The organism is Natrinema sp. 74, assembly GCF_046097095.1.
Taxonomy (GTDB): domain Archaea; phylum Halobacteriota; class Halobacteria; order Halobacteriales; family Natrialbaceae; genus Natrinema.
The window spans coordinates 3,484,914-3,508,439 of sequence record NZ_CP175698.1; the positions used below are offsets into that span (position 1 = coordinate 3,484,914).

A 23,526-nucleotide genomic window follows, 5' to 3' on the forward strand; every position below is an offset into this window, starting at 1 on the left:
GATCGATTACGACGGCGACAGTCGGTCCCATAGCAACTCGAGGTCGCGGAACCTGGACTTCGCCTCGTCGTACGTCGAATCGAGCGGGTGCTGGACATCGCCGCCGAGATCGACCAGCGCTGCGATGGTTGTTAGTCCTTCGTAGGCCGTCATCTCCACGCGCTCGGTCATCAGCCCCGGGTTGAGAGAGGCCGCGTTTAACAGGTCGTCGTCCACGATTTGGGCCTCGAGTTCTCGCCGATTGTTCTCGAGACCGGCGGGGGTTAGCGACCTCTGGCCTTCCGCGGGTTGGTCCAGCGCCGCGAAGACATCCTTGAGGCGCTGGATCTGTGTCCGTGTCTCGTCGCGGTGATCGGCGAATCCCTCGCTCATCCGGTCGTTGATCGTGTAGCGGGCCATCTCGTCGAGCGTTTCAATGGGGTTTTGCCGACGTAGTGCTGTTGGGCCAGTTCGTGATGAACAGATCCTGACGGTCGGTTATTGCCATGTAGATGATATCGCGCCAACCAGTCGCATAGCCACTCCCCTCGAATACGCAGGCTCGTCGCGGTTGTCCGTTTCGTTCGATCGGATCGGCGATCAACGGAAAACGACCGCCGAACGGCTGCGGTAGGTCCAATTGTGCTTGCTACGTGAGCCGTATGCCAGTATTGGCTCTGGCTTCTATAGAGTGGTTCAGCGCTGTCTGACACCTGTTTTCAGCCTACGAGAGTACACGACGGTCCGGTCGATGCCGCCCGCATACTGACTGCATGGTACGTTCTTATGCTCACTCGTCGATATTGAGGCAGTTGAGTTCGATCGTGTCACGCTTACCGGATTCGTCGACCGAGCCGAAATCGGTGGAGACGACATCGATTGAGTAACGTTCGGAGATCTCCCCGTAGAACCATCCACTGGAACGTGGAAAGACGTAGAGGGTCTACAGAAGCGAAAACGGAGTGTGTGGTGACTGAACCATCTGCGTACACCATCCCAGAGAACCAACTCACTCGGAACTGTCTTCTTCCATGGCAACCGCCTCAGTGGCGACGAACGTGGCCAGTTCTTTCTTTGGATGGTTACGAAGCAGGTGGTCTTCGAGTTGCTCGCCATACTCGAGCTCATTACGGCACACGGGACACTCGAGAGCTGGTTTCGTTGCCATACTGTGGTCAGATCGCTCGCCTCCAAAAGGAAATGGCCGGCAGTCGCACGCTCAGATATCGGGAACCGCAGCGAGATTGTCGGTTGGAACCAGCTCCCGCTGACCGAACTCGATACCGTAACCGGATACGGGGCATTGTCGATTACGCATCCAATGACTTGATAAGTGGCCGAGCTCCGACCCTCCGGAAGAGCTTCGCTCTTCTGTGTCCGCAATCGTCACTCCATTCACTCTCGAGGACTACGGGTCGTCGCCCCATTCTGGGCGGTTCCTTTCAGACTCGTCGCTCACTCCGTTTGTGACGTCGCGTAGAAAGCCAGTGCCCGGGGAGGGCTCCGAACCCTCGATCTCCGCATGTCCCAGGTCCGAGGCTCGGCAGTCCTCTGTGGGACACGGAGGCTTCCAAGGCGAAACCGCACCGAATCTCTGAACCCTATGAGTGCGGCGCTATGTCCAGCTAAGCCACCCGGGCTCAGTTACGGATAGTGCAGTCTGTTTCTTTAACCTTCCCATTCGGGATTGCCGTGTAATGTGGACCCACGGATTTATCACACGGTGATACGAAGAGCGCCTATGAGCGTTCCCGGCATCGTCCACTCTACTCTCGATGGCGAGGAGATCGCGGCGCGGGTCTCTCTGGGCAGCGACGACGAGCTCTTCATCACCCCGACGCGAACCATCGTCTACCGCGCTGACGGTCTCCTGAGCGACGAATCGGCCGACAAATACCCCCACGACGCCGACCGACTCACCCTCTCGGAGGGCCGACGCAAGACCAAGTTCTCCCTCGAGTACGCCCTCGATGGGCCCCGTGAATTCACGATTCCGGCGGGAAAGACCGACGCCGTCCTCCATCCCGTCCTCGCGGGCGTCCTGAACGGCAACGAAATTACCGATTCAGGCGAGACGGTTGCCAAGACCTATCGCTTCAGCGAACTCACGCTGATCATCACGAGCGATCGGCTCGTCAAGCACATCGGCGGCGCGGTCTGGGACGACGACTACGAGGAGTATCACTTCGACGACGTAACTAACCTCTCGTTCGAGGACGGCAGCGTCGCAACCCAGATCGTCCTCACGGTCGATGGCCGACCGCAGCGGATCAAAGCGCCCAACGAGGAGGCCAACGACCTCCGCGAGCGACTCCAGCGGGCGCTGTTCGACTACCACGGCGTCGGCTCGCTCGAGGAACTCAACGACACTCTCGGCGGCGACGGTGACGAGGCGGCCGACAGCAACGGAGCGGTCGATTTCGGCGGCGGCGTCGATCCGCTCGATGCCGATCCGCCGGAGCCGGAAGGCGACGAGCGTCGTGACGAGGCGAGTGCTGCGGGCAAGTCAGACGCCGCGGATCCGCTCGCGGACATCGGGGCGGACGACTCGGCGGCCGCGACGCCCTCGGCCGCCGAGAGCGACGACCAATCGGCTGCCACGCCGTCGCAGTCCGTCTCGGCGACGGGAGGAGACTACGACGCCGAGGAGGTGGCGACGGAGACCGAAGCGATCCTCGCAGACGCCGCTGCCGACGCAGCGGCCTCGAGCAGCGCCGGTGACGAAGTTCCCACCGCCGCGGAGACCGGTCAAGGCGCGGCCGCGCCTGCACCGGAGACCGATCCCGAACTGCTCGAGCGCATCGAGGCGCTCGAGGAGACGGTCGAGCGCCAGAGCGAGCTCATCGAGCAACAGGGAGAGACGATCGACCGGCTCATCGAGGAACTCCGGCAGGGCCGTTAGTCGTCCCGGCCGGTCACTTTTCGGATACACGAGGAGCCAAACGGACCGAGTTCGCCTGCCTCGAGATCGATGAAGTAACCGGTCGAGAGCCCGGAGCCACAGCGCCGGCAAGAGAAGTCGCCTTCTTTCGTAATCACGTCTTGCTCGAAGCGGACGTACTGGCGGCTCTTCGGGCGGACGATCCCGTCTTCGCGCTCGATGATGCCGCGGAGTGCCGCCTGATCGAGGATCGTCCGCGTCACCGTTGGATCGGTCGTGACCGTCTCGATCCGGTCGACGGCGTCGGCAAGCGACAGCGACTCGTGCTCGAGGCGAGCGAGGAGTGCGAGGCCGAGTTCGACGCGGTCGTCTTCGGCGCGCAGGTCCGGCTCTCGGTCGCGGTCTGGTTCGCCGCCGGTTCGATCACCGTCGCGGGTCATTGATTCGTGATGTCGGACTAAAGCGAATAAACGTTGTTCCTCCCGGCGAACGATCACCGTCAGGCGGGGCGACCTCGATCGTTCCACCGCGGCCCCGTCGGGACGGCAAGAACGCGGCCGCCGGTTCTCACGCGCTGGGAATCCGCCTGTTGTTGATACAGGTCGTCTGCCGTAGTTCGAGCGAGAACAGGACTGACCGGAGCGAGCTCCGGTAACTACCCACCATGACTCGGACGACCGTTCACACGGCTGACGAGGGATCGACCCGGAACGACGCGACCGCGCTCGAGCCCGAGCGACAGCGGTCGGCGTGTCCGGAGTGCGAGGGTCGGATTCGTCACGACGAGGAACGCGGCGAGCGAACGTGTCAAGAGTGTGGACTCGTCCTCGATACCGACGAGATCGATTATGGACCGGAGTGGCGGACGTTCGACGACGAGACGGAGGACCGACGGCGAGTCGGCGCACCGGTAACGGCGCGCCGACACGACAAGGGGCTCAGCACGACGATCGGGTGGCGCGACGAGGACGCCCACGGCAACCGTCTCTCGTCTCGAAAGCGCGACCAACTTCGCCGGCTGCGGACGTGGAACGAGCGATTTACCTCGAAGAACGCCAAGGAGCGGAACCTGAAACAGGCATTTGGCGAACTCGAGCGCATGGCGTCGGCGCTCGGCCTCCCGGAACCGTGCCGCGAGACGGCCGGCGTACTGTATCGCCGCGCCGTCGACGAAGACCTGCTGCCCGGTCGGTCGATCGAAGCGATGACGACTGCGTGCCTGTACGCCGCCGCTCGCCAGCACGGCACGCCGCGGACGCTCGTCGCGCTCGCATCGGTGAGCCGCGTCGAGAAGCTGCCCGTCCAGCGGGCCTATCGGTACCTCTCGAGCGAACTGGGGCTCGAAATCGAACCCGCCGATCCGATTCACTACCTCCCGCAGTATGCCTCGAGACTCGAGGTTAGCGACGACGCCGAACGGCTCGCCCGAGAGATCCTCGAAGCGGCAAAGGCCCGCGACCTCCACAGCGGCCGGAGTCCGGCGGGATTGGCGGCCGCGGCGATCTACGGCGCGGCGCGGCTGACCAACGAACGGTTGACCCAGAAGACGATCGGTGAGGAGACCGGCGTGAGTTCGGTGACGGTCCGAAACCGGTATCGAGAGCTGCTTAAGGCGTACGACGAGGCTGGTTCTCGATGACGTCTCGGATCGCTATCGAACGCGAGATTCTCGAGGCGCTCGCCGACGTGGGCCCGCTGTACGTCGTCGACCTCGCCGCCGAGATCGACGAACATCCGCTCACGGTCGACGACGCGTGCGACCACCTCCGGCGGGCGAACGAGGTCCGTTCGATCGGCTGCCGGCGGTACGAGATTACCGGCACCGGCCACGCTCGACTTGCCGAGACGAATCAGCTGGCCGGCGAGTCGGACGGTCGCTCGAGACGAGAAGGCTGGACGTAGGCCGAGATCGTCGCTGGCATCGCTACGGTCGTCCCGTCTGCTGTCCTGTGTAAATCGCTACCGCAGGATTCGGTTCGAGCCGACTACTCCGTGTAGCCGGCGTACTCCATCAGGTTCGCGAAGACGTCGGTGGCCATCGCCTCGCGGTAGACGATGCCGTTGACCATCCCGCCGGGGTAGACATTGCCGTTCATGGCGTGGTTGACTTTGTGGCAGTGCATGAGGTAGATACCGGGGTCCGCGTCGGCCTCGAACTCGACGGTGTGGCGCTCTGCGGGAGCAATGTTCGTGACGTCCTGTTCGTACTGGGCGGCTTCGGGGACCTGACCGCCATCTTTCTCGACGAGGCGAAACCGGTGGTTGTGCGTGTGCATCGGGTGAGACATGTACCCCGCGTTGACCATGTGGAGGCGGACGGTGTCGCCGCGGTCGACGATGATCGGCGAGCCGTCCTCGGGGTGGAGCGTCCGCGGGAGGCTCTTGCCGTTTATCGTGAACATGTCAGGGTTCCGACTGCGCGGGCTATAATCGACATCCTCGCCGGCAGACTGCCGGTTCAACCGGGAGTCCCAGTCTTTGAGCGTGAAGAAGTACTCCTTGTCGGCGGGCTCGTACCCCTTCGGATCGACGCGGAAGATGCCGTACATTCCCATATCGATGTGGCGGTGGGTCTGGTAGTGGCAGTGGTAGAGGTGCGTTCCCGGGACGTTCGCGGGAATGGTGTAGGTGTGTTTCTCGCCGGGGTTGACCGTGATGCCCGTCGTCGTCGGGACGCCGTCGTTCTTCCACGTCTTGCGTACACCGTGAAAGTGTAGCGTGTGAGGCATATTGACGTCAGTATTGTCGAGAGTCACCTCGATGTCGTTGCCCTCGGTCGTCCGGAGGATCGGCCCCGGAACGCTCGGCTGGCCGTCATCTGCCGTGAACGCCCAGACTTTCGGGAGTTCGACCGGGCCGCCCAACGAGTCCATCGGGTGAACGGCGTGACGGGAACTCACCGACGACAGCGTCACGCTGCCGCCTTGCTCGTCGACGTTGACGACCGCCGGGGGACTCGTCCACGGCAGACTCGAGTCCGACGACGTCGTTTCGGGTTCGTCTGACTGTGCCGGCTGGGCGTCCGACTCGGAACGCTGGCCCGTACAGCCGGCCAACCCGGTCAGCGCCGCGACACCGCCGGTCGCCGCAACGAATTCGCGCCGCGATATCCCCAGTCCGGGTGCACCGATTCGATCGCTCATGACAACTGAGTCTAAGAAGGGGCGGTGTATAATGGGCAAAGTAAGTTCTTGAAGGGTGGGAACACCCGAGAACATGTTCTCCGAAAGTATATAACGGATCGACGGCGACCGGCGTGAGTGGACGGCTGTCAGTTCGCCGTAGAGCCATCGACGGCCGGCTCTTACCGGAACGGGCCGCGCCGTGTCGGCCGCGTCCCGAGTTCGACCGTCACTGTCCGCTCTGACCCGTCACGTAAGACCGTGAGCTCGACGGTATCTCCCGGCCGCGTCTCGAGTGCCAGATAGCTCCCGAGGTCCTCCTCGGTGGTCAGTTCGGTCCCGTCGACGGCGAGCAGGACGTCACCGCCGACGGGCACTCCGCCCCGGCCGGTGTAGCGAACGTCGTCGCTCGGCTCGAGGACGCCCTCGGCCGGTCCGCCGTCGACGACTTCGACGACGAGCAGTCCCTCGGGTTCCTCGAGGTCGTTCGCCGTCGCGACGTCGGGCGTCACGGTGGTAAACGAGACGCCGAGAAACGAGTGATCGTAGTCACCGGTCTCGATGAGCCGCGGGACGACGCGTTCTGTCAGGGCGGCGGAGATGCCGAAAGCGATGTTGTCCCCACCGCCGGAGTTGATGACGGCCGCGACGCGACCCTCGAGTGTCATCAGGGGACCGCCGCTGTTACCGGGGTTGGCCGCGGCGTCGGTCTGGATCGCGTCGGGGATGCTGTAGCCTGTCGGGGCCGGAATCGAGCGGTCGGTGCCGCTGACGATCCCCGTCGTGACCGTCCCGTTCAGGTTGAACGGGTTACCGATCGCGACCACTTTCTGGCCGACACTCGGCTGTTCGTCGACGAACGGAAGCGGCGTCGCCGACGACGGCACATCGTTGACGTCGATTGCGGCCAGATCACTGTGCGGGTCGGTCCCGGCGACCGTTCCCGAACTCCACCGGCCGTCGGTAAATCGCACGTCGACCGCGGTCGATCGGCCGACGACGTGGGCGTTCGTGACGACGTGTGAATCGTCGAAGACGAATCCGGAACCCTGTCCCTGTGCCGTCCGAACCATGACGACCGAATCGACCGTCTGCTGATATACGTCCGCGTACGCGCTGTCTGCCGTCGCCGGGGACGCCGTCTCGTTCGGCGCGCCGGATTCGGACTCCGGGTTCGACGGATTCGCCGTACAGCCGGCGAGTCCGGCAAGTAACGCGCCGCCGCTGTACGTGAGCAGTCGCCTGCGGGTCGGCGTTGGTACCATGGCGTACTCTACTTCTTTCGACTCGCTCCCCGTATACGTTACCGATCCGAGGGTCCGGACGACCGCCGATCGGTCCGGCGGGTCGTCACTCGACCCAGACCGTCTTCCGGTTGACGAACTCGAGCATGCCCTCGCGTGCGAGTTCGCGGCCGTAGCCGGAGTCGCCGACGCCGCCGAAGGGCACGCGGGGGTCGGACGTGACCAGTTGATTGACGTAGACGCAGCCGGCGTCGATGTCGCGGGCGAGGCGTCGGCCGCGCTCGCGGTCGTCGGTCCAGACGCTCGCGCCGAGACCGAACTCGGTGTCGTTGGCCTTCGCGATAAGCGCGTCCTCGTCGTCGATCTCGTAGACGGCGGCGACGGGTCCGAACGTCTCCTCGCTGTCGACCGGACAGCCCTCAGGGACGTCGGCGAGGACGGTCGGGGGGTAGTACGCGCCGTCGTGATCTATCGGCTCCCCGCCGGTGAGCACCTCGGCACCGGCCTCGGTGCTCGCTTCGACCTGTTCGTGCAACTCCGACATGAGGTCCGCGCGGGCCTGTGGTCCCACGTCGGTCTCCTCGTCCAGCGGATCGCCGACGGTGAGCGCTTCGACCTCGTCGACGAACCGATCGAGGAACTCGTCGTAGACGTCGGTGTGGACGAGGAACCGCTTGCCGGCGATACAGGACTGACCGCCGTTCTGGTTGCGCGCCCATGCGCCCGCCTCGGCGGCGTCCTCGATATCGGCGTCGTCAAGGACGACGAACGGGTCGCTCCCGCCCAGTTCGAGGACCGACTTCTTGAGATGGTCGCCCGCCGTCGAGGCCACGGCCCGGCCGGCCGGCCCGCTGCCGGTGACGGTCGTGGCTTTCACGCGCTCGTCCGCGATGAGATCGTCGACCAGATCAGAGGGTATCAACAGCGTCTGAAAGACGCCTTCGGGGTACCCGGCCTCTCGGAAGACGTCCTCAATGGCTTGGGCACAACCGGGGACGTTCGAGGCGTGTTTCAACAGCCCGACGTTGCCCGAGGTGAGATGCGGGGCGGCAAACCGAAACACCTGCCAGAACGGGAAGTTCCACGGCATCACCGCCAGGATCGGCCCGAGCGGCTCGTAGACCGTCTCGACCGCCGACCCCGGCGGGCTCGGGTGGCCGTCGGCTGAGAGGTAGGCGCTGCTATGTTCCGCGTAATGGTCACAGACCCACGCGCACTTCTCGATCTCGGCGATCGACTGGGAGATCGGTTTCCCCATTTCCCGGGTCATCGTCTCGGCGTACTCGCGTTTGTTCTCGCGAAGCACGTCCCCCGCGGCTGCGAGCAGTTCCTCGCGCTCGCGGATCGGCCGATCGCGCCACTCCTCGCTGGCCGCCGTCGCCCGCTCGAGGGCCTCCTCGACGTCGGCTTCGGTGTGCTCCTCGACCGTTTCCTCTCGCTCGCCGGTGGCCGGATTGATGACCTCCATACGGACACTCGTACAATGATGGACCTAATCTAACTTTCGGATAGTGTTTAGAACTACATCCGATATATGTCCAAGGTTGTTGTTTGGGCGGCGAGTATACTCGCGTCGACGGTAGTTGCCGACCGGCGTTCATATCGGTACACGCCCACTGCACACTCACACCGCTGGATGCACTCACGCCATTGGGCACACTCGAGTCGGGCGGCACCGTCCAATTCGATGGCGGTCAAGACGTCTCTCTACACGCGACCGTGGTACGTACGGCGCGTGTGTGGTGGTGTGTCGAAAACGGCCGTTAGCCGACCGTCGTCGCCACGCCTTTCGTCTGTCGGTAATCGCTCGCCAGCAGCGCCTCGAGTCGGGCGACGATCGCCGCGCGGTCGCCATCGGTCCACGACTCGGGGTCCGCGATCGGAACGACCAGAAAGCCGCGTCCGCGGACTTCACTCGCGTGAAGCGCGTCCATGTCGAGTTCGAGTCGGTCCCGCTGTGTCGTGTATTCCCGGAGCACGTGGTCCGTCGCGTGGCGGCCGACCGGCAACAGGACGTGGGCACCGATCGCGCGGAGTTCGGCGTCGAAGAACCGCTCAAGGTCGGCGTAGTCGTCCGGGGTCGGCGTTTCGCCGTCCGGGAGGCTGCACATGTGGACGTAACTCAGGAAGCAGTTCTCGAGGACGGGCGCGTCCGACGGCCCGCTCGCGAAGTCGACTTCACGGAAGACGGTCTGAATCGCGGCTCCGCCGTCAGTTTCGGTGAAGGGCACGCCAGTGGTTTCGCCGCCGTGAACGCCGGGATAGTCGCCGATGACGTGAAAATCGGCGTTGGCGTCACCGTAGCCGAAGACGGCCGTCCGATCACCGGGGTCAGAGCGGTCCCACGGCGGGCGCATTCCGAACGGGTTGCTCGTCCTGTCAGTGATGTTTTCCACGGTACCCGGAAGGGAACGAACAGTCAAAACGGCAGTGGTCGGCCCAGATCGATTCGCCGTCGGTGGCTCGGCCCTGCCCTCGTCGCTGCCGGCGACGGCAGCTACCGGGGATGAGCAGTGGTCGAAACGGCCAACGGCGACTACGGGGGCCGAGCGGCGGTCGCGACCGACTGGAGGACGGTGGATTTATAGCCCGGTTGCTCGTTTCGCGTTACGAATGTATCAGGTGGGCCACTACGGCAGTGCACTACTGGCGTACGCGCCGCTTGGCACCGTCGTCTCCCTCGGCGGACGCGGGGACATCGCGATCGTCGGCGGCCTCGTCTGTGTGGCGCTGTCGACGCTGCCCGACTACGATCACCGGCTGCCGCTGATCGAGCACCGCGGTCCGACACACACGGTCGCGTTCGCGCTGTTAGTCGGGGCCGGTCTCGCCGCCCTGACCGCCGTCGTCGTCGACGCCGCATCGGCGTTCGTCGGTGCCAGCGTGGCCTCCTTTGCGTTTCTTGTCGGCGTCGTTTCGATCGGGTCGCACCTTCTCGCGGACGCGCTGACGCCGATGGGAATTCAACCACTCTGGCCACTTTCGCGCCGTCGGTACTCCCTCGAGCTAACGACCGCGGCGAATCCGATCGCGAATTACGGACTGTTTGGCCTGGGTATCGGTGCCGTGCTCGCAGGACTGTCGCTCGTTTTCGCACTCGGCTGATTCGCAGAGATGAGTGGTCGCTTACGGCGAGTGCGCGTCGGCTCTCCCGCTCGCGGACTCGTCGTGGCGGGTGAACACCAGTCCGACGACGAACGTCACGAACAACGCGACGACGGTGACGAGGTAGGGCACCTCGACCGTCGGGTTCACCGCCCGTCGACCGAAGAACAGAACGAGGATCGCGATCGGCGGCGCAGCGAGTAACGTGGTAACGGCACGGCCGGCGAAGCGCCGGCGACCGACCATCGCGGCGACGATGGCCGCGCCGAGCAGCGTGAGGCTGACGGCGTACATCGTCAGTTGCATGGTCGGCGAGTACGTCGCGATCCCGGCCTCGATGGCCGGGCTGAGGACGAGATGGGCCGGCAGCGCGACGATCCCGAGTGCGAGCGCGGCAGTGACGTGAGTGGCCGTCAGTCGCGATGACCACACGAGGACGGTCGCGATCAGGAACAGCGTGAAGATGGTGACCGCCGTCCAGAAGTGTAGCGAGAGGATGTTTATCGTGTACTGCTTGACCGTCTGCCGGCCGAGTGCGACTTGCACCGGCGTCAGGAGCATGCCGAGGACGACCAGGCCGGTGATGCGGCGGTCGACATCGGGAAGCCGCCAGGCGGCGAGCGCGGAGCCGATGATGGCGAACCCGGCGAACATCGACACGAAGCGGTGGAACCACTCGTAGAAACTGGGGAGATTCGCCGGAAATAGGTTGAACGGTCCGCCGTCACACCGGGGCCAGTTGGCCTCGCAGGCCAGCCCGGATCCTGTCGCCTTCGCCGCGACGCCCAGCAGGATCGTCGCCGCGACCAGCGCGAGCGTGGCGGTCAGCAGGTGCGGATAACCGAATCGGCCGATCAGCGATCGAAACCTCGAGTCGGGCGCGTGATTGTCGTACGACACGGTCGTTCAGCGGGAGTTGGGACGGGCCGTACTTAGGTTGCCCGAGTCGTCCACTCTGGCGGGAATCGTCGACCCCGACTCCGTCCCCGTAATCGAACGCGACGATCGTCGGCCAGTGTCGGCGCTCGTCCAGTGGCTCGACGCCCTCGGTCGTCGGATTCAAGGACCACCCCCGCCAGCACCCGATATGGACAAACGCGCGCGACTCGAGGCCTCCCTCGAGTCCCACGATCTCGAGTCGGTCTGGTTCGCCCGGCCGAACTCGTTCGCCTGGCTTACGGGCGGAAGTAACGTCATCGACCGCGAGACCGACGCCGGCGTCGCCGCGATTGGCTACGACGGGAGCGACGCGATCATCCTGACAGACTCCATCGAGGCCGACCGTATCGCCGCCGAAGAGCTGCCGGATATCGAAGCGAGCGCGGTCGAGATCGAGCAGTTCCCCTGGTACGCATCGTCACTGTCCGACGCCATTGCCGAACACGTCGGCGACGAGCGAGCGGCGGCCGATATCGACGTCCCCGGCCTCGAGCGCGTCGATCCGACGCCGCTGCGCCAGCCGCTGACAGAGCGCGACCGCGAGCGATACCGCGAACTCGGTCGGGAGACGGCGGCCGCCGTCGAGTCGGTCTGTCGGGAGCTACAGGCCGAGGACACGGAACATGAGGTCGCCTCGGCCCTGCGCGTCGCGCTCTCGGCGCGAGAGATCGAAGCCCCGGTCGTCCTCGTCGGCGGTGCAACGCGAGCCCAGACGTATCGACACTACACGCCGACGCGGGCCGAACTCGGCGACTACGCGCTGGTCTCCGTCACCGCCGAGCGGAACGGCCTCCACGCGAGTTGTACCCGAACCGTCGCCTTCGACCCGCCGGAATGGCTCCTCGAGCGCCACGAAGCCGCGGCACGCGTCGAGACGACGGCGCTGGCGGCGACTCGCGACGAAGCGACGAGCGGCGGCACGGCGGGCGACGTGTTCGCGGCCGTACAGGACGCCTACGCCGCAGTTGGGTACGAGGGCGAGTGGGAACACCACCATCAGGGAGGGGCCGCCGGCTTCGCCGGCCGGGAGTGGATCGCCACGCCGGACCACGACGCGCCGGTCGAAGCGCCGATGGCCTACGCATGGAATCCGACCGTACAGGGCGCGAAAAGCGAAGACACCGTGTTGGTCACTGACGACGAGATCGAACCTCTGACGGCGACGGGCCGCTGGCCGACGGTCGCCGTCGACGCGGTCGACGGAGATCTCGAACTCGAGCGGCCCGCTGTGCTCGAACCTGAGGAGTAACGGCGCTTCGACGGCACCTGATTACTCGTCGGTCGCTTCCGTCTCGGAATCGCCGGGTTCGTCGTCAGCGGGGTCGTCCGCCTCCGTCTCGACGGTGTCGATCTGCATGTCGTCTTCGAACTCGATGACGTCGGCGTCGGCATCGACGTCGGGATCGGCCTCGGCGTCGGCCTCGGACTCCGGCTCGGCGTCTGCGTCCGGCCCATCGCCCGGCGTCGGCGCGGTGTCGTCGACGGTGATCTTGACCGGTTCGACCTCCTCCTCGAGTTCGGCGCGTGACTCGCGGTCGTCCTCCCTGTCGAGGACGCGATCGAGCGTGAAGATCGTGTTGAGTTCGCGCTGGACCTGATCGACGACGCCACCGACGAGGTCACTGGGCTGGATCGCCGTGTACTCGTAGGGGTTGTTACCGGCACCCTCGCTGGCGCGCTTTTCGCGCGTAACGCGGTCCTCGTCGTGGAGTTCTGCGAGCGCTTCGCGGACGGTGCTCGGATAGAGACCGGTCCCCTTCGCGACCTCCTCGGAGGTGCTTCCGGGGTTCGCCAGCAGATACACGTAGATCTTCGCGCGGGTTTCCGTATCGAGGATCCACGAGAGCAGGTCGACGATCCGCTGGTCGAGTTCCTCAACGGCCGGGCTTCGGCCGGAGTCGCCCGCGTCGCTCTCGACGAAGTCGGCCGATCCCTCGAGCGATTCGTCTCGGTCGTCTGTGCCGTCGACCGGGTGCTCGTCAGTGTCGTCGGAGCTCATGTGGCTTCTCGTACAGGATGAGGCCTTGCGCGGAGTTAAACCTTTGCGGGGCAGTCACTCCGTCTGCAGAATCAGCGACTCACAAAGCGCGTCGGGCCCCTCTTCCTCGAGCAGACGCCGCTGGCGGTCAGCTCCGCTCTCGCGCTCGTAGACGGCTTTGATGCCGTCGATGCCCAGCCGCTCGCACTCGCGGTCGACGAGTTCGCCCAGCTCGACGGTGCCCTCGAGGTCGCGGTCGATGAAGGCGGCGTTTTGACCGTACCGGATGGCTCGCCACTTGTTCTCGTCGAGTAGCTCGCGGCGGTGCTCGTGGCCGCTGGCGCCGTCCTCGTACTCCTCGGCGAGCGCCTCGACCAGCGCGTGGGCGTACTCGACGAACGCCAGCACGATTTCGGGGTCGGCCTGTCCGTCCGGCGTCCGGAGTTCGACCGTTCCGTGGGCGGTGTGGGGTCGGACGTCGTACCAGAGCTCACCCCGATCGTTGATCGAGTCGGTCTCGAGCATTCGACGCTCGAATCGGTCGAACGCCTCGAAGTCTTCGAAGTGGGTCGGCATCCCGGTGTTTGGCAGCGCCTCGAAAATCTTCGCGCGCGCTGACTGGAGGCCGGTGTCGAACCCGTTCCAGTACGGCGAGTTCGCGGAGAGTGCGAGCATAACCGGGACGTACCACCGTAGCTCGTTGGCGATCCAGACCGCCTTATCGGCGTCGTCGACGCCGACGTGAACGTGGACGCCAGCGGTCGTATTGCGGTGCTGGGGGTACTGGATGCGATCGAGTTGCGCGCGGTAGCGCGGTTTCTCTGCGTGCTCGAGTTCTTGCCACTTCGCGAGCGGGTGGAGACCGGCGGCGGCGATCCGAAAGCCGTGGGTCTCGGCGTGGTCGACCAACGCCCGGCGGATCGCAAGTAGCGACTCGCGGGCATCGCCGAGGTCCTCGATCAGCGGCGTCTGGGTCTCGATGACGAACTTGAACAGTTCGTGATCGAGTCGCCCCTCGAGGATCTCGGGCGGGTCGTATTCGTAGACGAGTTCGTCGGTCCCGCTGGTGGGACGGCCGTCCTCGCCGACGACGAAACACTCCTCCTCGATTCCCAGCGTTCCCATGCGCGTAAACGATTCTCGCGACCCGCGGTCCATTATACCGTGTTTTCGGCCCCGATAGTAAATACGGTTTGGAGTCGATGTGGACGACCGGAGTCCCGGCCGAGACGAGACTCGCTGTCTCCGCCACGCTATGACGAGACCGTCTCGGCCTCGGGCTCGACGGCCGCCTCGCCCTCGCGGAGCTTGAACTTCTGGATCTTGCCGCTAGGATTCTTCGGGAGTTCGTCGACGAAGTAGTACGTCCGCGGGCGCTTGAAGTCGGCCAGCCGGTCGCTCTCGAGGGCGAACGCGTCCAGATCCGCTCCGTCAACGCCGTCGGCGACTACGTACGCGACGATCCGTTCGCCCCACTCCTCGTCGGGTTCGCCAACGACGGCCGCCTCCGCGACGGCGTCGTGTGCGAATAGCACGTCTTCGACTTCGGCCGGATAGACGTTCTCGCCGCCGGAGACGATCATGTCGTCCTTGCGGTCGACGACGTAGAGGTAGCCGTCGTCGTCCCGATAGCCCAGATCGCCGGTGTAGTACCACGTCGTCCCGTCGGCCTCGCGCAGTGACTCCGCGGTCGCCTCCGGCCGGTTCCAGTACTCGCGCATCGTACACGGACTCGAGAGCAGAATCTCGCCGATCTCGCCCTCGTCGACCGCTCGATCGGGGTCGGCATCGGGTTCGACGATCCGCAGCCGGTGGTTGAGCGCGGGGAGGCCGGCCGAGCCCTGTTTCGAGAGCTGATCTTCCGGCGGCTGGAAGACGCCCGCGGGGCCGATTTCGGTCATGCCGTAGGCCTGCAGGTAGTCCTCACAGAGGTGCTCCCGGCAGTTCTCGAGGACCTGTTCGGGCATCGGAGCCGCGCCGTAGAGACCGAGTCGAAGCGAGGAAACGTCGGCGTCCATCTCGGCGGCGGCCATCGAGAGCGCGTTCCAGGCGGTCGGCGCGGCGAAAACGAGCGTAACGCCATGGTCTTCGATCGCCTCGAGCACAGCGTCGGGTTCGAACTCGTGGTGGATCACGGTAGCCGCGCCGCGGTGAATCCGCGGAAAGAGGTTGCAGTGGAGTTCGGCGCAGTGGTACAGTGGCATCATCGACAGGCCGACGTCGTCGCGCGTTATCTGTCCCTCCGCGATGCACAGGAGGTTGTGCTCGACCATGTCTCGGTGTTCGTGGACGACACCCTTCGGCCGGCCCGTCGTCCCCGACGTGTAGATGAAGGCGTACACGTCGTCCTCCGTGACGTAGGCGTCGGGTTTCTCGGAGGTGCCCGACTCGAGCATGTCGTAAAAGCCGGTCGCGTACTCGGGGACCTCCTCGCGGTCGTCGTCGATGTAGACGTACGCCTCGACGGTTTCGAGGCTCGGGCGCGCACCCTCGACCGCTTCCCGCGTCTCGGATTCGAAGAGGACCAGCTTCGCTTCGGCGTCGTTGACGATGTACTCGATCTCGCCGGCCGGCAGGCGGAAGTTCAGCGGGGTGAAGACGGCCCCGATCTTCGCGCAGGCGTAGACGGTGAGCGCGATTTCCGAGCCGTTGTACAGCACGGTCGCGACCCTGTCTCCCTTCTCGATGCCGGCCTCAAGCAACGCGTTCGCGAGCCGGTTTACGCGCTCGTCGAATTCCGCGTAGGTCCAGCGCTGGTCCTTGCGCGGGTAGACGATCGCGTCGCGGTCGGGATGGCGCTCGATGGCCCCCTCGAGGGTGTCGCAGATCGTGGGGTGTGATGTCATACCACAATAATGTACCACGAACGGCCTTATTATTCTTATCGCGCGAAACGTCTCTCAACGTGCACTCGAGACGGTCGTCTCACGCTCGAACCCAGCCTGATAGGGCTGGGCATCACGACCTCGAATTTTTGGCCGTCTGCTCCGGGTCGAACAGCGCGCAGTTCGGGCACCAGACCGACCCGTCTGCTCGAACGATCTTTTTTCCGCTGCAGTCGGCGCAGCGCTCGTCGGCATAGCGGACCATCTAGCGTGTGGATGGGAGAGAATGGGTTATGGATATTCCGGTGAGAGCATCCGCTGTGTCCCTTAGTTCTCACGGCCATTGGCCGCGAGTCGATACGACTGAAAACCGAGTCAGAACTCGAGCCAACGACGATCGAGAAGACCCATCGATCGCGACAGGACCGGGAACAGCCGACGGCTCTCCACGTTAGTCGACTACAACCTCGTCAATCGAGTTGACGAAGGATACCACTGTGTTTTCGGTGCGAGCCGTCGCTCGGCACCGACTGCCTTATGCTATCACACGCCTTACCCTCGAGTGAATGCGGCGGCGCAGCACTGCCGCTGACGAAACCGAATGAGCATACCAACCACGTTCGAGCAGTTGTATCACGAAACGATTCCCTCGGTGGTTTCGATCTACGTCGACTCGGATCACCGACGGCCGGGCGGGGCCGGCTCCGGGTTCGTCTACGACGCCGAGCACGTGATCACAAATCAGCACGTCGTCGGGACCGTCGAGGAGGTCGACCTCCGGTTCAGCGACGACTCGTGGAGCGTTGGCCGAGTCATCGGCACCGATCCCCACACGGACCTCGCGGCGATCCGCGTCGACGACCTCCCGGCGGACGCGGTTCCCCTGCCAACCGCGGAAAACCCTCCGAATCCGGGCGAACCAGTCGCGGCGCTCGGTAATCCGATGGGACTGGACGGAACGATCACGACGGGAATCGTCAGCGGCGTGAACCGGTCATCGCCGACGGGGAGCGGCTTCACCATCCCGGATACGGTCCAGACCGACGCACCGATTAATCCCGGCAACAGCGGCGGCCCGCTCGTCACGCTCGAGCGGGACGTGGTCGGCGTCAACCGAGCGAAGGCCGGCGAGAACATCGGGTTCGCCATCTCCGCCGCCGTCGTCGCTTGAGTCGTTCCGGAACTCATCGAACGCGGTCGATTCCGCCATCCGTATCTGCGGGTTCGGACGGTTGACGTCTCGCCGACCGTCGCCGAAGCCAACGATCTGGCGAGTCCGCAAGGCGTCCTTGTCGTGGACGCTCCGCTCGGACCTGCGAGCGCCGCGTTACACGGATGTCGCGCAATCCGACGAGTTCGCGGCCGGGAAATCCCCGTTGGCGGCGACGTAATCGTTGGAATCGATGACCACGAGATCGACTCTCACGAAGAACTACAACGGTATCTGCTGACGGAAACGCGTCCGGGTCAAACGATCGAGATCGACGTACTTCGGAAGGACCAACGGGCGACTGAGCCGGTCGTGCTCGCCGAACGCCCTCGCCGCGCTACCGACCCAGCTAAAACGCGGCAAGGAATCGGATAATCCCGTCTCTTCGCGCTCGATAGACGCCCTCAGACGAGAGAACGGGCTCGTCTGGCCGCAGTGAACTCACCGCGGTCGTGCGATAATTCCGAGGTGGTCCGCATGATACGCCTCGAGCCCCCTACTCTCCACAATCTCGTACCCCTCAGCTAACTCCTCGCGAACGTCCTCGAACACTGCTGCCGGCTCTCGAGTCACGTCTTCGCTCCGCGCTTTCACGGCCAACAGCAACTGCCCGTCCTCGGCCAAGAAGCGCCGGTTCTCGAGCGCCACCCGCGCCTGCCCGCGCGTCGCCACGTCCTGCACGATTACGTCGACGTCGGACTCCACGACGTGGGCGTAGGTCTCCGGCTTCCGGGCGTCTTTCAGCAGCGGAAAGAGCCGGTCGCGCGATTCCGCGGCCTCGAGCAGGTCGCGCGCCGGCCGCGCGGCGAACTCGACGGCGTAGGTCGGCCCGGCGAAATCGGCCACGTGGCTCACCGTCGTCCCGCTGGCGGCACCCAGATAGAGGACGGTCTCGCCGCCTGCGAGGCCGGTGTCCATCCCCAACTCGAGCATCGCGCCGAGCTTCGATCGGTTGGGGTTCCACGCGCGCCACTCCCCCTCGGTCGGTTCGCCGTAGACGGGCTCCCCTCGAGTCGCGAGTCGCTCGGTGCCGTCGAACTCGCGGCGCTCGACGCCCGCCGGCAGGTCACTCATCGTCGGCACCCCCGTCGGTCGCGGCGTCGTCGCCGTCGCCTGCGTTCCGGGCCTGAATCGTCTCGATCCGCTCGGCGAGTTCGGCCTCGAGTTCGGGCTTTACCTCTCCCGAGTAGTGATCCACGCGCGCGGCGATGGCCAATTTGCCGGCGACCGCTCGCGCCGCGGAGCCGCGGTTCTCGGGATGGGTCCCCCGCACCGCGTCGTGTGTGTAGATGATTCCGTGTTTGGGCGACGGGGCGTGGCCCCGTAAGTGGGCAAACAGGGCGTCTTCCGCGCCTAGCACCTGAATCGTGCCGCTGGGTTTCTTCGCCAGTTCCTCCAAGCCGCCAGCCAGCGAGAGCAGCCGGGCCACCAGGACGGGATCGGCCAGCGTCGAGAGGTTCGGCGCGACGGCCGGGGTCTGTTGCTCGAGGAACGACCGCAGGTCGTCGGCCTCGTCCGCGAGGTCGGCCACCCGTTCGGCGAGCGATCGGATGGCGGGCTCCTCGAGCGCGTCGCCGGCCTCGCCGCGGGCCAGTTCCCGCGCGTATTCGACGCCGGTCCCTGCCTCGGGGTCGACGGTGCCGGCCCACTCGGCGAGTCGCTCGGCGAGTTCGTTCGCGGTCCGGCTGCAGTCGTCCATCGCCCGCACCGCGTGAACTACCTGGCGGTCGTCGGCCCGCTCGCGTTCGGTCACCGCCGCTCGCGTCGCGGCCGTCGTCGCTTCCGTGAGCGCATCGTAGTAATCGTCCTCGTCGCTCGCAAAGCCCGTCTCGACGGCGACGGTGGGCCAGTCACGAGGCTCGTTGGCGCGGCCCTCGCGGACCGCCGTCGCCAAAGCGTCGGGGTCGTCGCGGTCGCCGTCCGCGAACCACCCGTCCGTGTCAGTCATGGTCGCCCGTTCCCGCCGGGTGCGATTAAAGCCCCCGTTCCGGTCGCTGCCGGTCGCGGGCAACTCGAGTCGAAAAGAGGGACTTCAGACGCCGAACGTCGCCCGCAGCATGTCGCGGGTGCCGGGGCCGAGGCCGACGGCGACGACGGTGATCATCAGGAGGACGGCGTAGCGGGGGTTCTCCTCGAAGACGGTGTCGTCGAAGATCCAGATGATGAAGATGGCGGCAGCGACTTTCACGAGGAGGAACGGCCAGGCAGAGCCGGTTGCCGAAACGACGCTCGCGGGGAGGATATCGGCCGTCGTGTTCGCGATCGCCCGGTTGATCGGGTGCTTGGGGACGAGATTGGCGGGCAGGCCGAGCGTCGTCGCCCAGTCGAGGCCGACCACGTTCGCGACGCCGTCGACCGCGTGAGCCCAGATGACGACGATCCCCATGTAGCGAGTGCCGCGGTTCAGTTCCGGCGCGAAGCGGTCGATCGCGACCCAGGTGATCGCCGTCGTCAGCGTCGCACCGACGAGGATGACCAGCGGGATCAGCGGATAGAATTCCGCATACGGCTCCGTCGCCGCCGTGTACGCGAGATAGATGATCGAAGCCGTCAGTAGGGTCGTGCCGATCGCGGCCAGCGGGTACTCGTAGCCCGAGACGTAGTCCTCACGCTCGAGCCAGACCGAACTCACGACCGCGAGCAGGGTGATGGCGAAGACGGTGAAGTAGATCAGCGGACTGATGATAAAGCCCGACCACGGGAGGTGGATAGCCATCTCGCCGGTCGCCTCGAAGGCGGCCGCGTTGGCGTCCTCGACGACCCGGAGCGCGCCGCCAAAGAGCATGAACGGGAACAGTGCGAAAAAGCCCGCGCGGTAGCGCTCGATCTCGAGCCGGCGGACGAGGAAGATGATCCCGATCAGCAACAGGACCAGGGTGGGGATGTAGCCCGCATAGGAGACGAACGTGTACCCGGGTTCGGCCGTCGGGCCGGCGTTTGCGGGTACCTGGCTACATTTGACCGTCTGGCCGTCGGCCCACGCGGCGCAGCGCCAGCTGTGGGCGTCGGCGACGACGGGACCCCAGAAGTACTGCCAGATGATATCAACGTATACGCGCTGGGGGAACAGGACGGCGCCGAGGACCACGGCGGCTGCAAGACTTGCGACGGTCGCGGCCCAGACGCGCTCGGCCCCGTACCGGTCGATGAAGTCATCCATATCCGAACCCCGTAGGAGGGAGCGCTTACCGTTTCCGATTTCAGCGCGGTTGACTGTCCCATCGGCCGCCCGATCCGCGCCGCGATTCAGCCCTCGATCGCCCGGGCCGCTGCGAGCAGTTCGTCGTGAATCGCGCCGTTCGAGGCCACCAGCCCCGTGCTATCGTGTCGCCAGCGGTCTCCCTCGAGGTCGGTCACGACGCCGCCGGCCGCGCGAATCAACTGGACGCCGGCGACTGAATCCCACGAGTTGATCGCCATGTCGGTCATCGCTCCCTCGAGCGCGCCGGTGGCGACCATCGCCAACTCGAGTTGGGCACAGCCAAAGCGTCGCATGTCACCGAACCGCTTGACGACCTCGCGGGTGGCCGCGGCGTACCGGTCGCGCTGGTCGAAGTCCCACCAGAAGGTCGGACAGACGGTCGCGACCTCGGGATCGTTGCAGTCGCTGACCGACAGCGGTTCGTCGTTTCGGAACGGCCCCTTAGGACCGACGCGGTACGTGTCACTGAGGGCCGGACAGTCGAACGCTGCGCCGACGGGTTCGCCGTCAACGACGGCCGCGACAGCGGTCCCGAACGCGCGGGTGCCGTCGACGTAGTTGTTCGTTCCGTCGATCGGGTCGACGATCCAGGCCGGCCCCGATTCCGGGACCTCCTTCAGCGCGCCCTCCTCCTCGCCGACGATCGGATCCTCCGGGTACGCGTCGCGGACCGTCTCGATGACTGTCTGCTGGGCGTCCCGGTCGACCTGCGTTACGACATCCGTCTTGCCGTTTTTCGCTTCCACCGTGAGGTCCGTTCGGAACGAGTCAGCCGCGACGGCGGCACCGTTCTTGGCTGCCCGAAGGGCGACTGTCGCCCGGTCGGCGTCGACTTCAGCGTCGCTCATTGGTCCACTTCGGTGGCACGGACGGAAAAGTGGTCCTGCCGGCGGTCGCCGAGGCGGCGGCCCGAGTACCGCGCCGAGCCACGTCAACCACCGACTTACAGATGGTCACCCAGATGTCACGGAAAGCAGGGGAGTCGACCGAGCCGTCGACATCGTGAGGCGAACCTCGGTATACAGACCTACGCAGGGCGGTTCATGACTCGGACTCGATCCCGGTCGCGGCCACACCGCTTACCAGTTTTCTTCGGGGACGTACGGGTAACTCCAGAGAGTCACCTGCAGTACGACCGACTTAAACCAGGCGTGATACATCTCGTCGACCTCCGCGTCGGAGTGATCGCCGTTCGCGAGGAACTCTCGAATCGTCGCCGTGATCGGATAGATGAACGCGACGAGATATCGCATGTCGATGTGATCGACCGCGTCGGCGTCGTCGGCCTGGTTTTTCTTCTCACGGGTGTGACGGCGGCCGATCTCGAACTGGTAGTTCAGCCACTCCTCGTCGTACGGCGTATCGCAGGTGTCGCGAATCCACTGGCCAAATCGCTCGCGCACTCGTTCCAGGTAGTCCTCGTCCGGGTTCCCCTCGCCGTCCGTGAAGTAGTACAGCAGGAACTCGTGATCGCCGACGAAGCCGTACCACAACTCGAGCACGTCGTCGATCTGGTCCTCGAGGACATCGCCGGCCCGCTCGAGGGCTTGCTCATCGTCTTCGTCGAACAACACGGTCTGCTTGAGCCGGTCGAATTCCGCCGTACTGATCGGCGCATCGGGAACGTCGTCCGCTCCGTACGCGTAGCCGGGAATCTGATCGTTGCTCATGAGTCCGGGGCGACCTCCACCACGGGAGGGGATAAACGTGACAGGGAAGTCAATTAAATCTGACTGGTTCGAGGAACACACGCGCAGTCTCCTCATCGAGCCAGACCTACTTCTCGAGTACGCGCCGCTACTCGGGCATCGTCGGCAGAAGGTTGCGAGGGAAGATCGCTTCGTGCTGATCTTCCGCATCTCGTTTGGCGCGCATGCGCCTCACTGCGATGCGAGGGGAGGGAATCGAACCCACGAACGTCTACACGAGCGGATCTTGAGTCCGCCGCCGTTGACCGCTTGGCTACCCTCGCACGCATCTCCGACTGAGGTCCTCCCGGTGGTTAAATCGACCGATCCGCGTTCGGCGACGAACCGACAGAGAAAAGCGTTGTATCAGGCGACGGCCGGCGGTACGATTGAGCTACCGCTCGCTTGAGCCCCGTGCTCCGTGAGTAGTCGATCCCTGTTCGACTGTTCAGGCCGCCTGCGTCCTGAAGTCTCGCTCGGAGTAGCGGCGGTCGCAGTTTAGGCACTGGTACCCGCCCTCGATGTGGGCATAGAGGCGTTCCCCGCAGTGTTGACACCGGCCGTACGGCTGCGTCATACGAGACTGTAGGGAGTCGTATCGGGATAAAGGCGGTGCTTACACGCTCCACATTCTCCCGTACCGACGGGTGTTCCGCGCGGTCGTCGCTGCTCGAGCACGATCGATCGTTTCGAAACCGGTTGAAAGGCACTACTGGATTCGACCGGTCACTCGAGTTGTGCCGCATACTCGCGGTCCGCCTCGCTCGCGGTCGGATACGCCCCGTCGAGTTCGATCTCCCACCCGTGCAGCACCGTCGGGTCGGTGAGCGCGTTAGTGAGCGTGGTCCGTACGTCGAGCAGGGCCACGCCGTAGTAATCCCGCGGCACGTCCTGCAAGTACTGGAGTGCGGTCTCGAAGAGCGATCGCATCCCGGCGTCGTCCTCGAAGTCGAAGTGCTTGTACGCGCCAGCGGCTACTTGGACCATGCCGTGCAGAAAGGCGCTCTCCGTGGTTCCGTTCCCGTAGTTGTACCACTCTGCTTCGAAGCAATCGTGGGCCTCGTGAAACGCACCGGCATTGTAGAGTCGCACGCCGTGAATCACGGCCCGCCGGAGCGTCCCGTGCTCCCACCCGTTCGACGGCCCGCGGTCGGCGTCCCACCCGGTCGGAGTACCGGACGTCGGCGGACCGACGGAGTCGTCTCGGGTGTGGTCGTCCATACGGCTCTGTAGCGTTCCCAGTCACGTAACCGCGTCGGACGGGCCTGCCTACCGGACGATTATGCGCCGCCTTCGCAGACGACGGCGAGCCGAAAGACCGTGCAAATCGGGCTCACGGGCGCTCGTTCCGCC

General features: G+C 65.1%; 22 protein-coding genes, 2 tRNA genes and 1 pseudogene. 6 read left to right on the plus strand and 19 right to left on the minus strand.

The window, feature by feature from the left end; genetic code table 11:
- Positions 1-6 precede the first annotated feature (6 nt).
- The 3 genes from ACJ70B_RS17350 to ACJ70B_RS17360 form a co-directional block, all read right to left on the minus strand.
- Entirely contained in the window at positions 7-399 is a 393-nt protein-coding gene (locus ACJ70B_RS17350) for a ferritin-like domain-containing protein (RefSeq protein ID WP_408958241.1), read from the minus strand.
- 589 nt (positions 400-988) lie between these two features.
- Positions 989-1,147, minus strand: coding sequence for a hypothetical protein (locus ACJ70B_RS17355; RefSeq protein WP_408958242.1), 159 nt, complete (start codon positions 1,145-1,147; stop codon positions 989-991).
- Between the two features lie 320 nt (positions 1,148-1,467).
- Positions 1,468-1,619, minus strand: a tRNA-Met gene (locus ACJ70B_RS17360).
- Between the two features lie 101 nt (positions 1,620-1,720).
- On the opposite strand from ACJ70B_RS17360, the gene ACJ70B_RS17365 reads away from it, so the two are divergent.
- Positions 1,721-2,881 (plus strand): hypothetical protein, encoded by a 1,161-nt coding sequence (locus ACJ70B_RS17365; protein ID WP_408958243.1) that lies wholly within the window; start codon positions 1,721-1,723, stop codon positions 2,879-2,881.
- Here ACJ70B_RS17365 and ACJ70B_RS17370 read toward each other — a convergent pair.
- Positions 2,878-3,300 (minus strand): DUF5830 family protein, encoded by a 423-nt coding sequence (locus tag ACJ70B_RS17370; protein WP_408958244.1) that lies wholly within the window; start codon positions 3,298-3,300, stop codon positions 2,878-2,880. The genes ACJ70B_RS17365 and ACJ70B_RS17370 overlap by 4 nt on opposite strands.
- Before the next feature lie 224 nt (positions 3,301-3,524).
- Here ACJ70B_RS17370 and ACJ70B_RS17375 point away from each other — a divergent pair, with 224 nt between their 5' ends.
- Both ACJ70B_RS17375 and ACJ70B_RS17380 read left to right on the plus strand, forming a co-directional pair.
- On the plus strand, positions 3,525-4,499 hold the full coding sequence (locus tag ACJ70B_RS17375; RefSeq protein ID WP_408958245.1) for a transcription initiation factor IIB: 975 nt from the start codon (positions 3,525-3,527) through the stop codon (positions 4,497-4,499).
- Positions 4,496-4,762 carry a MarR family transcriptional regulator gene (locus ACJ70B_RS17380; RefSeq protein WP_408958246.1) on the plus strand — a complete coding sequence of 89 codons (267 nt, stop codon included), beginning with the start codon at positions 4,496-4,498 and terminating at the stop codon, positions 4,760-4,762. Before ACJ70B_RS17375 ends, ACJ70B_RS17380 begins: the two co-directional genes overlap by 4 nt.
- Before the next feature lie 83 nt (positions 4,763-4,845).
- Here the strand turns inward: ACJ70B_RS17380 and ACJ70B_RS17385 are convergent, their stop codons facing one another.
- From ACJ70B_RS17385 to ACJ70B_RS17400, 4 genes are all read right to left on the minus strand, one after another.
- A complete protein-coding gene (locus ACJ70B_RS17385) occupies positions 4,846-6,003 on the minus strand; it encodes a multicopper oxidase domain-containing protein (protein ID WP_408958247.1) in 1,158 nt (385 codons plus the stop codon).
- Positions 6,004-6,164: 161 nt separating this feature from the next.
- Entirely contained in the window at positions 6,165-7,247 is a 1,083-nt protein-coding gene (locus tag ACJ70B_RS17390) for a S1C family serine protease (protein ID WP_408958248.1), read from the minus strand.
- Between the two features lie 85 nt (positions 7,248-7,332).
- Positions 7,333-8,694, minus strand: a complete 1,362-nt coding sequence (locus ACJ70B_RS17395; protein ID WP_408958249.1) for an NAD-dependent succinate-semialdehyde dehydrogenase — start codon at positions 8,692-8,694, stop codon at positions 7,333-7,335.
- Between the two features lie 295 nt (positions 8,695-8,989).
- Positions 8,990-9,622, minus strand: a complete 633-nt coding sequence (locus tag ACJ70B_RS17400; RefSeq protein ID WP_408958250.1) for a uracil-DNA glycosylase family protein — start codon at positions 9,620-9,622, stop codon at positions 8,990-8,992.
- A gap of 217 nt (positions 9,623-9,839) precedes the next feature.
- On the opposite strand from ACJ70B_RS17400, the gene ACJ70B_RS17405 reads away from it, so the two are divergent.
- Positions 9,840-10,331 (plus strand): metal-dependent hydrolase, encoded by a 492-nt coding sequence (locus tag ACJ70B_RS17405; RefSeq protein ID WP_408958251.1) that lies wholly within the window; start codon positions 9,840-9,842, stop codon positions 10,329-10,331.
- 21 nt (positions 10,332-10,352) lie between these two features.
- Here the strand turns inward: ACJ70B_RS17405 and ACJ70B_RS17410 are convergent, their stop codons facing one another.
- The gene (locus ACJ70B_RS17410; protein ID WP_408958252.1) at positions 10,353-11,231 is read right to left on the minus strand and encodes a cytochrome oxidase assembly protein; all 879 of its coding nucleotides are present in this window, start codon (positions 11,229-11,231) and stop codon (positions 10,353-10,355) included.
- A gap of 187 nt (positions 11,232-11,418) precedes the next feature.
- On the opposite strand from ACJ70B_RS17410, the gene ACJ70B_RS17415 reads away from it, so the two are divergent.
- Positions 11,419-12,519, plus strand: a complete 1,101-nt coding sequence (locus ACJ70B_RS17415) for a M24 family metallopeptidase (RefSeq protein ID WP_408958253.1) — start codon at positions 11,419-11,421, stop codon at positions 12,517-12,519.
- A gap of 21 nt (positions 12,520-12,540) precedes the next feature.
- Here ACJ70B_RS17415 and ACJ70B_RS17420 read toward each other — a convergent pair whose 3' ends face one another.
- The 3 genes from ACJ70B_RS17420 to ACJ70B_RS17430 form a co-directional block, all read right to left on the minus strand.
- Positions 12,541-13,269 carry a helix-turn-helix domain-containing protein gene (locus ACJ70B_RS17420; protein ID WP_408958254.1) on the minus strand — a complete coding sequence of 243 codons (729 nt, stop codon included), beginning with the start codon at positions 13,267-13,269 and terminating at the stop codon, positions 12,541-12,543.
- A 54-nt stretch (positions 13,270-13,323) separates the two neighbouring features.
- Positions 13,324-14,406, minus strand: coding sequence for a glutamate--cysteine ligase (locus ACJ70B_RS17425; RefSeq protein ID WP_408958255.1), 1,083 nt, complete (start codon positions 14,404-14,406; stop codon positions 13,324-13,326).
- Between the two features lie 95 nt (positions 14,407-14,501).
- Positions 14,502-16,094 carry a fatty acid--CoA ligase gene (locus ACJ70B_RS17430; RefSeq protein WP_408958256.1) on the minus strand — a complete coding sequence of 531 codons (1,593 nt, stop codon included), beginning with the start codon at positions 16,092-16,094 and terminating at the stop codon, positions 14,502-14,504.
- Between the two features lie 580 nt (positions 16,095-16,674).
- Between ACJ70B_RS17430 and ACJ70B_RS17435 the strand changes: the two are divergent.
- Positions 16,675-17,658, plus strand: a pseudogene (locus ACJ70B_RS17435) (S1C family serine protease).
- A 66-nt stretch (positions 17,659-17,724) separates the two neighbouring features.
- Here the strand turns inward: ACJ70B_RS17435 and ACJ70B_RS17440 are convergent.
- The 7 genes from ACJ70B_RS17440 to ACJ70B_RS17470 all read right to left on the minus strand — a co-directional run bounded on the left by ACJ70B_RS17440 (position 17,725) and on the right by ACJ70B_RS17470 (position 23,394).
- Positions 17,725-18,357, minus strand: a complete 633-nt coding sequence (locus tag ACJ70B_RS17440; protein ID WP_408958257.1) for a fibrillarin-like rRNA/tRNA 2'-O-methyltransferase — start codon at positions 18,355-18,357, stop codon at positions 17,725-17,727.
- Positions 18,350-19,231: an NOP5/NOP56 family protein gene (locus ACJ70B_RS17445; protein ID WP_408958258.1), complete on the minus strand. Its 882-nt coding sequence runs from the start codon at positions 19,229-19,231 to the stop codon at positions 18,350-18,352. Before ACJ70B_RS17445 ends, ACJ70B_RS17440 begins: the two co-directional genes overlap by 8 nt.
- Positions 19,232-19,315: 84 nt before the next feature.
- Positions 19,316-20,443 carry a DUF63 family protein gene (locus tag ACJ70B_RS17450; RefSeq protein WP_408958259.1) on the minus strand — a complete coding sequence of 376 codons (1,128 nt, stop codon included), beginning with the start codon at positions 20,441-20,443 and terminating at the stop codon, positions 19,316-19,318.
- Between the two features lie 86 nt (positions 20,444-20,529).
- Positions 20,530-21,333, minus strand: a complete 804-nt coding sequence (locus ACJ70B_RS17455) for an inositol monophosphatase family protein (protein WP_408958260.1) — start codon at positions 21,331-21,333, stop codon at positions 20,530-20,532.
- Positions 21,334-21,564: 231 nt separating this feature from the next.
- Positions 21,565-22,155, minus strand: coding sequence for a protoglobin domain-containing protein (locus ACJ70B_RS17460; protein ID WP_408958261.1), 591 nt, complete (start codon positions 22,153-22,155; stop codon positions 21,565-21,567).
- Between the two features lie 219 nt (positions 22,156-22,374).
- Positions 22,375-22,457, minus strand: a tRNA-Leu gene (locus ACJ70B_RS17465).
- A 442-nt stretch (positions 22,458-22,899) separates the two neighbouring features.
- The gene (locus tag ACJ70B_RS17470) at positions 22,900-23,394 is read right to left on the minus strand and encodes a DUF309 domain-containing protein (protein WP_408958262.1); all 495 of its coding nucleotides are present in this window, start codon (positions 23,392-23,394) and stop codon (positions 22,900-22,902) included.
- Positions 23,395-23,526: the final 132 nt, after the last annotated feature.

Excerpts from the sequence above, each read along its gene's own strand:
- ACJ70B_RS17350 (WP_408958241.1), bottom strand. The coding sequence starts at position 399 with ATGGCCCGCTACACGATCAACGACCGGATGAGCGAGGGATTCGCCGAT.
- ACJ70B_RS17355 (WP_408958242.1), bottom strand. The coding sequence starts at position 1,147 with ATGGCAACGAAACCAGCTCTCGAGTGTCCCGTGTGCCGTAATGAGCTC.
- ACJ70B_RS17365 (WP_408958243.1), top strand. The coding sequence starts at position 1,721 with ATGAGCGTTCCCGGCATCGTCCACTCTACTCTCGATGGCGAGGAGATC.
- ACJ70B_RS17370 (WP_408958244.1), bottom strand. The coding sequence starts at position 3,300 with ATGACCCGCGACGGTGATCGAACCGGCGGCGAACCAGACCGCGACCGA.
- ACJ70B_RS17375 (WP_408958245.1), top strand. The coding sequence starts at position 3,525 with ATGACTCGGACGACCGTTCACACGGCTGACGAGGGATCGACCCGGAAC.
- ACJ70B_RS17380 (WP_408958246.1), top strand. The coding sequence starts at position 4,496 with ATGACGTCTCGGATCGCTATCGAACGCGAGATTCTCGAGGCGCTCGCC.
- ACJ70B_RS17385 (WP_408958247.1), bottom strand. The coding sequence starts at position 6,003 with ATGAGCGATCGAATCGGTGCACCCGGACTGGGGATATCGCGGCGCGAA.
- ACJ70B_RS17390 (WP_408958248.1), bottom strand. The coding sequence starts at position 7,247 with ATGGTACCAACGCCGACCCGCAGGCGACTGCTCACGTACAGCGGCGGC.
- ACJ70B_RS17395 (WP_408958249.1), bottom strand. The coding sequence starts at position 8,694 with ATGGAGGTCATCAATCCGGCCACCGGCGAGCGAGAGGAAACGGTCGAG.
- ACJ70B_RS17405 (WP_408958251.1), top strand. The coding sequence starts at position 9,840 with ATGTATCAGGTGGGCCACTACGGCAGTGCACTACTGGCGTACGCGCCG.
- ACJ70B_RS17415 (WP_408958253.1), top strand. The coding sequence starts at position 11,419 with ATGGACAAACGCGCGCGACTCGAGGCCTCCCTCGAGTCCCACGATCTC.
- ACJ70B_RS17420 (WP_408958254.1), bottom strand. The coding sequence starts at position 13,269 with ATGAGCTCCGACGACACTGACGAGCACCCGGTCGACGGCACAGACGAC.
- ACJ70B_RS17425 (WP_408958255.1), bottom strand. The coding sequence starts at position 14,406 with ATGGACCGCGGGTCGCGAGAATCGTTTACGCGCATGGGAACGCTGGGA.
- ACJ70B_RS17430 (WP_408958256.1), bottom strand. The coding sequence starts at position 16,094 with ATGACATCACACCCCACGATCTGCGACACCCTCGAGGGGGCCATCGAG.
- ACJ70B_RS17440 (WP_408958257.1), bottom strand. The coding sequence starts at position 18,357 with ATGAGTGACCTGCCGGCGGGCGTCGAGCGCCGCGAGTTCGACGGCACC.
- ACJ70B_RS17445 (WP_408958258.1), bottom strand. The coding sequence starts at position 19,231 with ATGACTGACACGGACGGGTGGTTCGCGGACGGCGACCGCGACGACCCC.
- ACJ70B_RS17450 (WP_408958259.1), bottom strand. The coding sequence starts at position 20,443 with ATGGATGACTTCATCGACCGGTACGGGGCCGAGCGCGTCTGGGCCGCG.
- ACJ70B_RS17455 (WP_408958260.1), bottom strand. The coding sequence starts at position 21,333 with ATGAGCGACGCTGAAGTCGACGCCGACCGGGCGACAGTCGCCCTTCGG.
- ACJ70B_RS17460 (WP_408958261.1), bottom strand. The coding sequence starts at position 22,155 with ATGAGCAACGATCAGATTCCCGGCTACGCGTACGGAGCGGACGACGTT.
- ACJ70B_RS17470 (WP_408958262.1), bottom strand. The coding sequence starts at position 23,394 with ATGGACGACCACACCCGAGACGACTCCGTCGGTCCGCCGACGTCCGGT.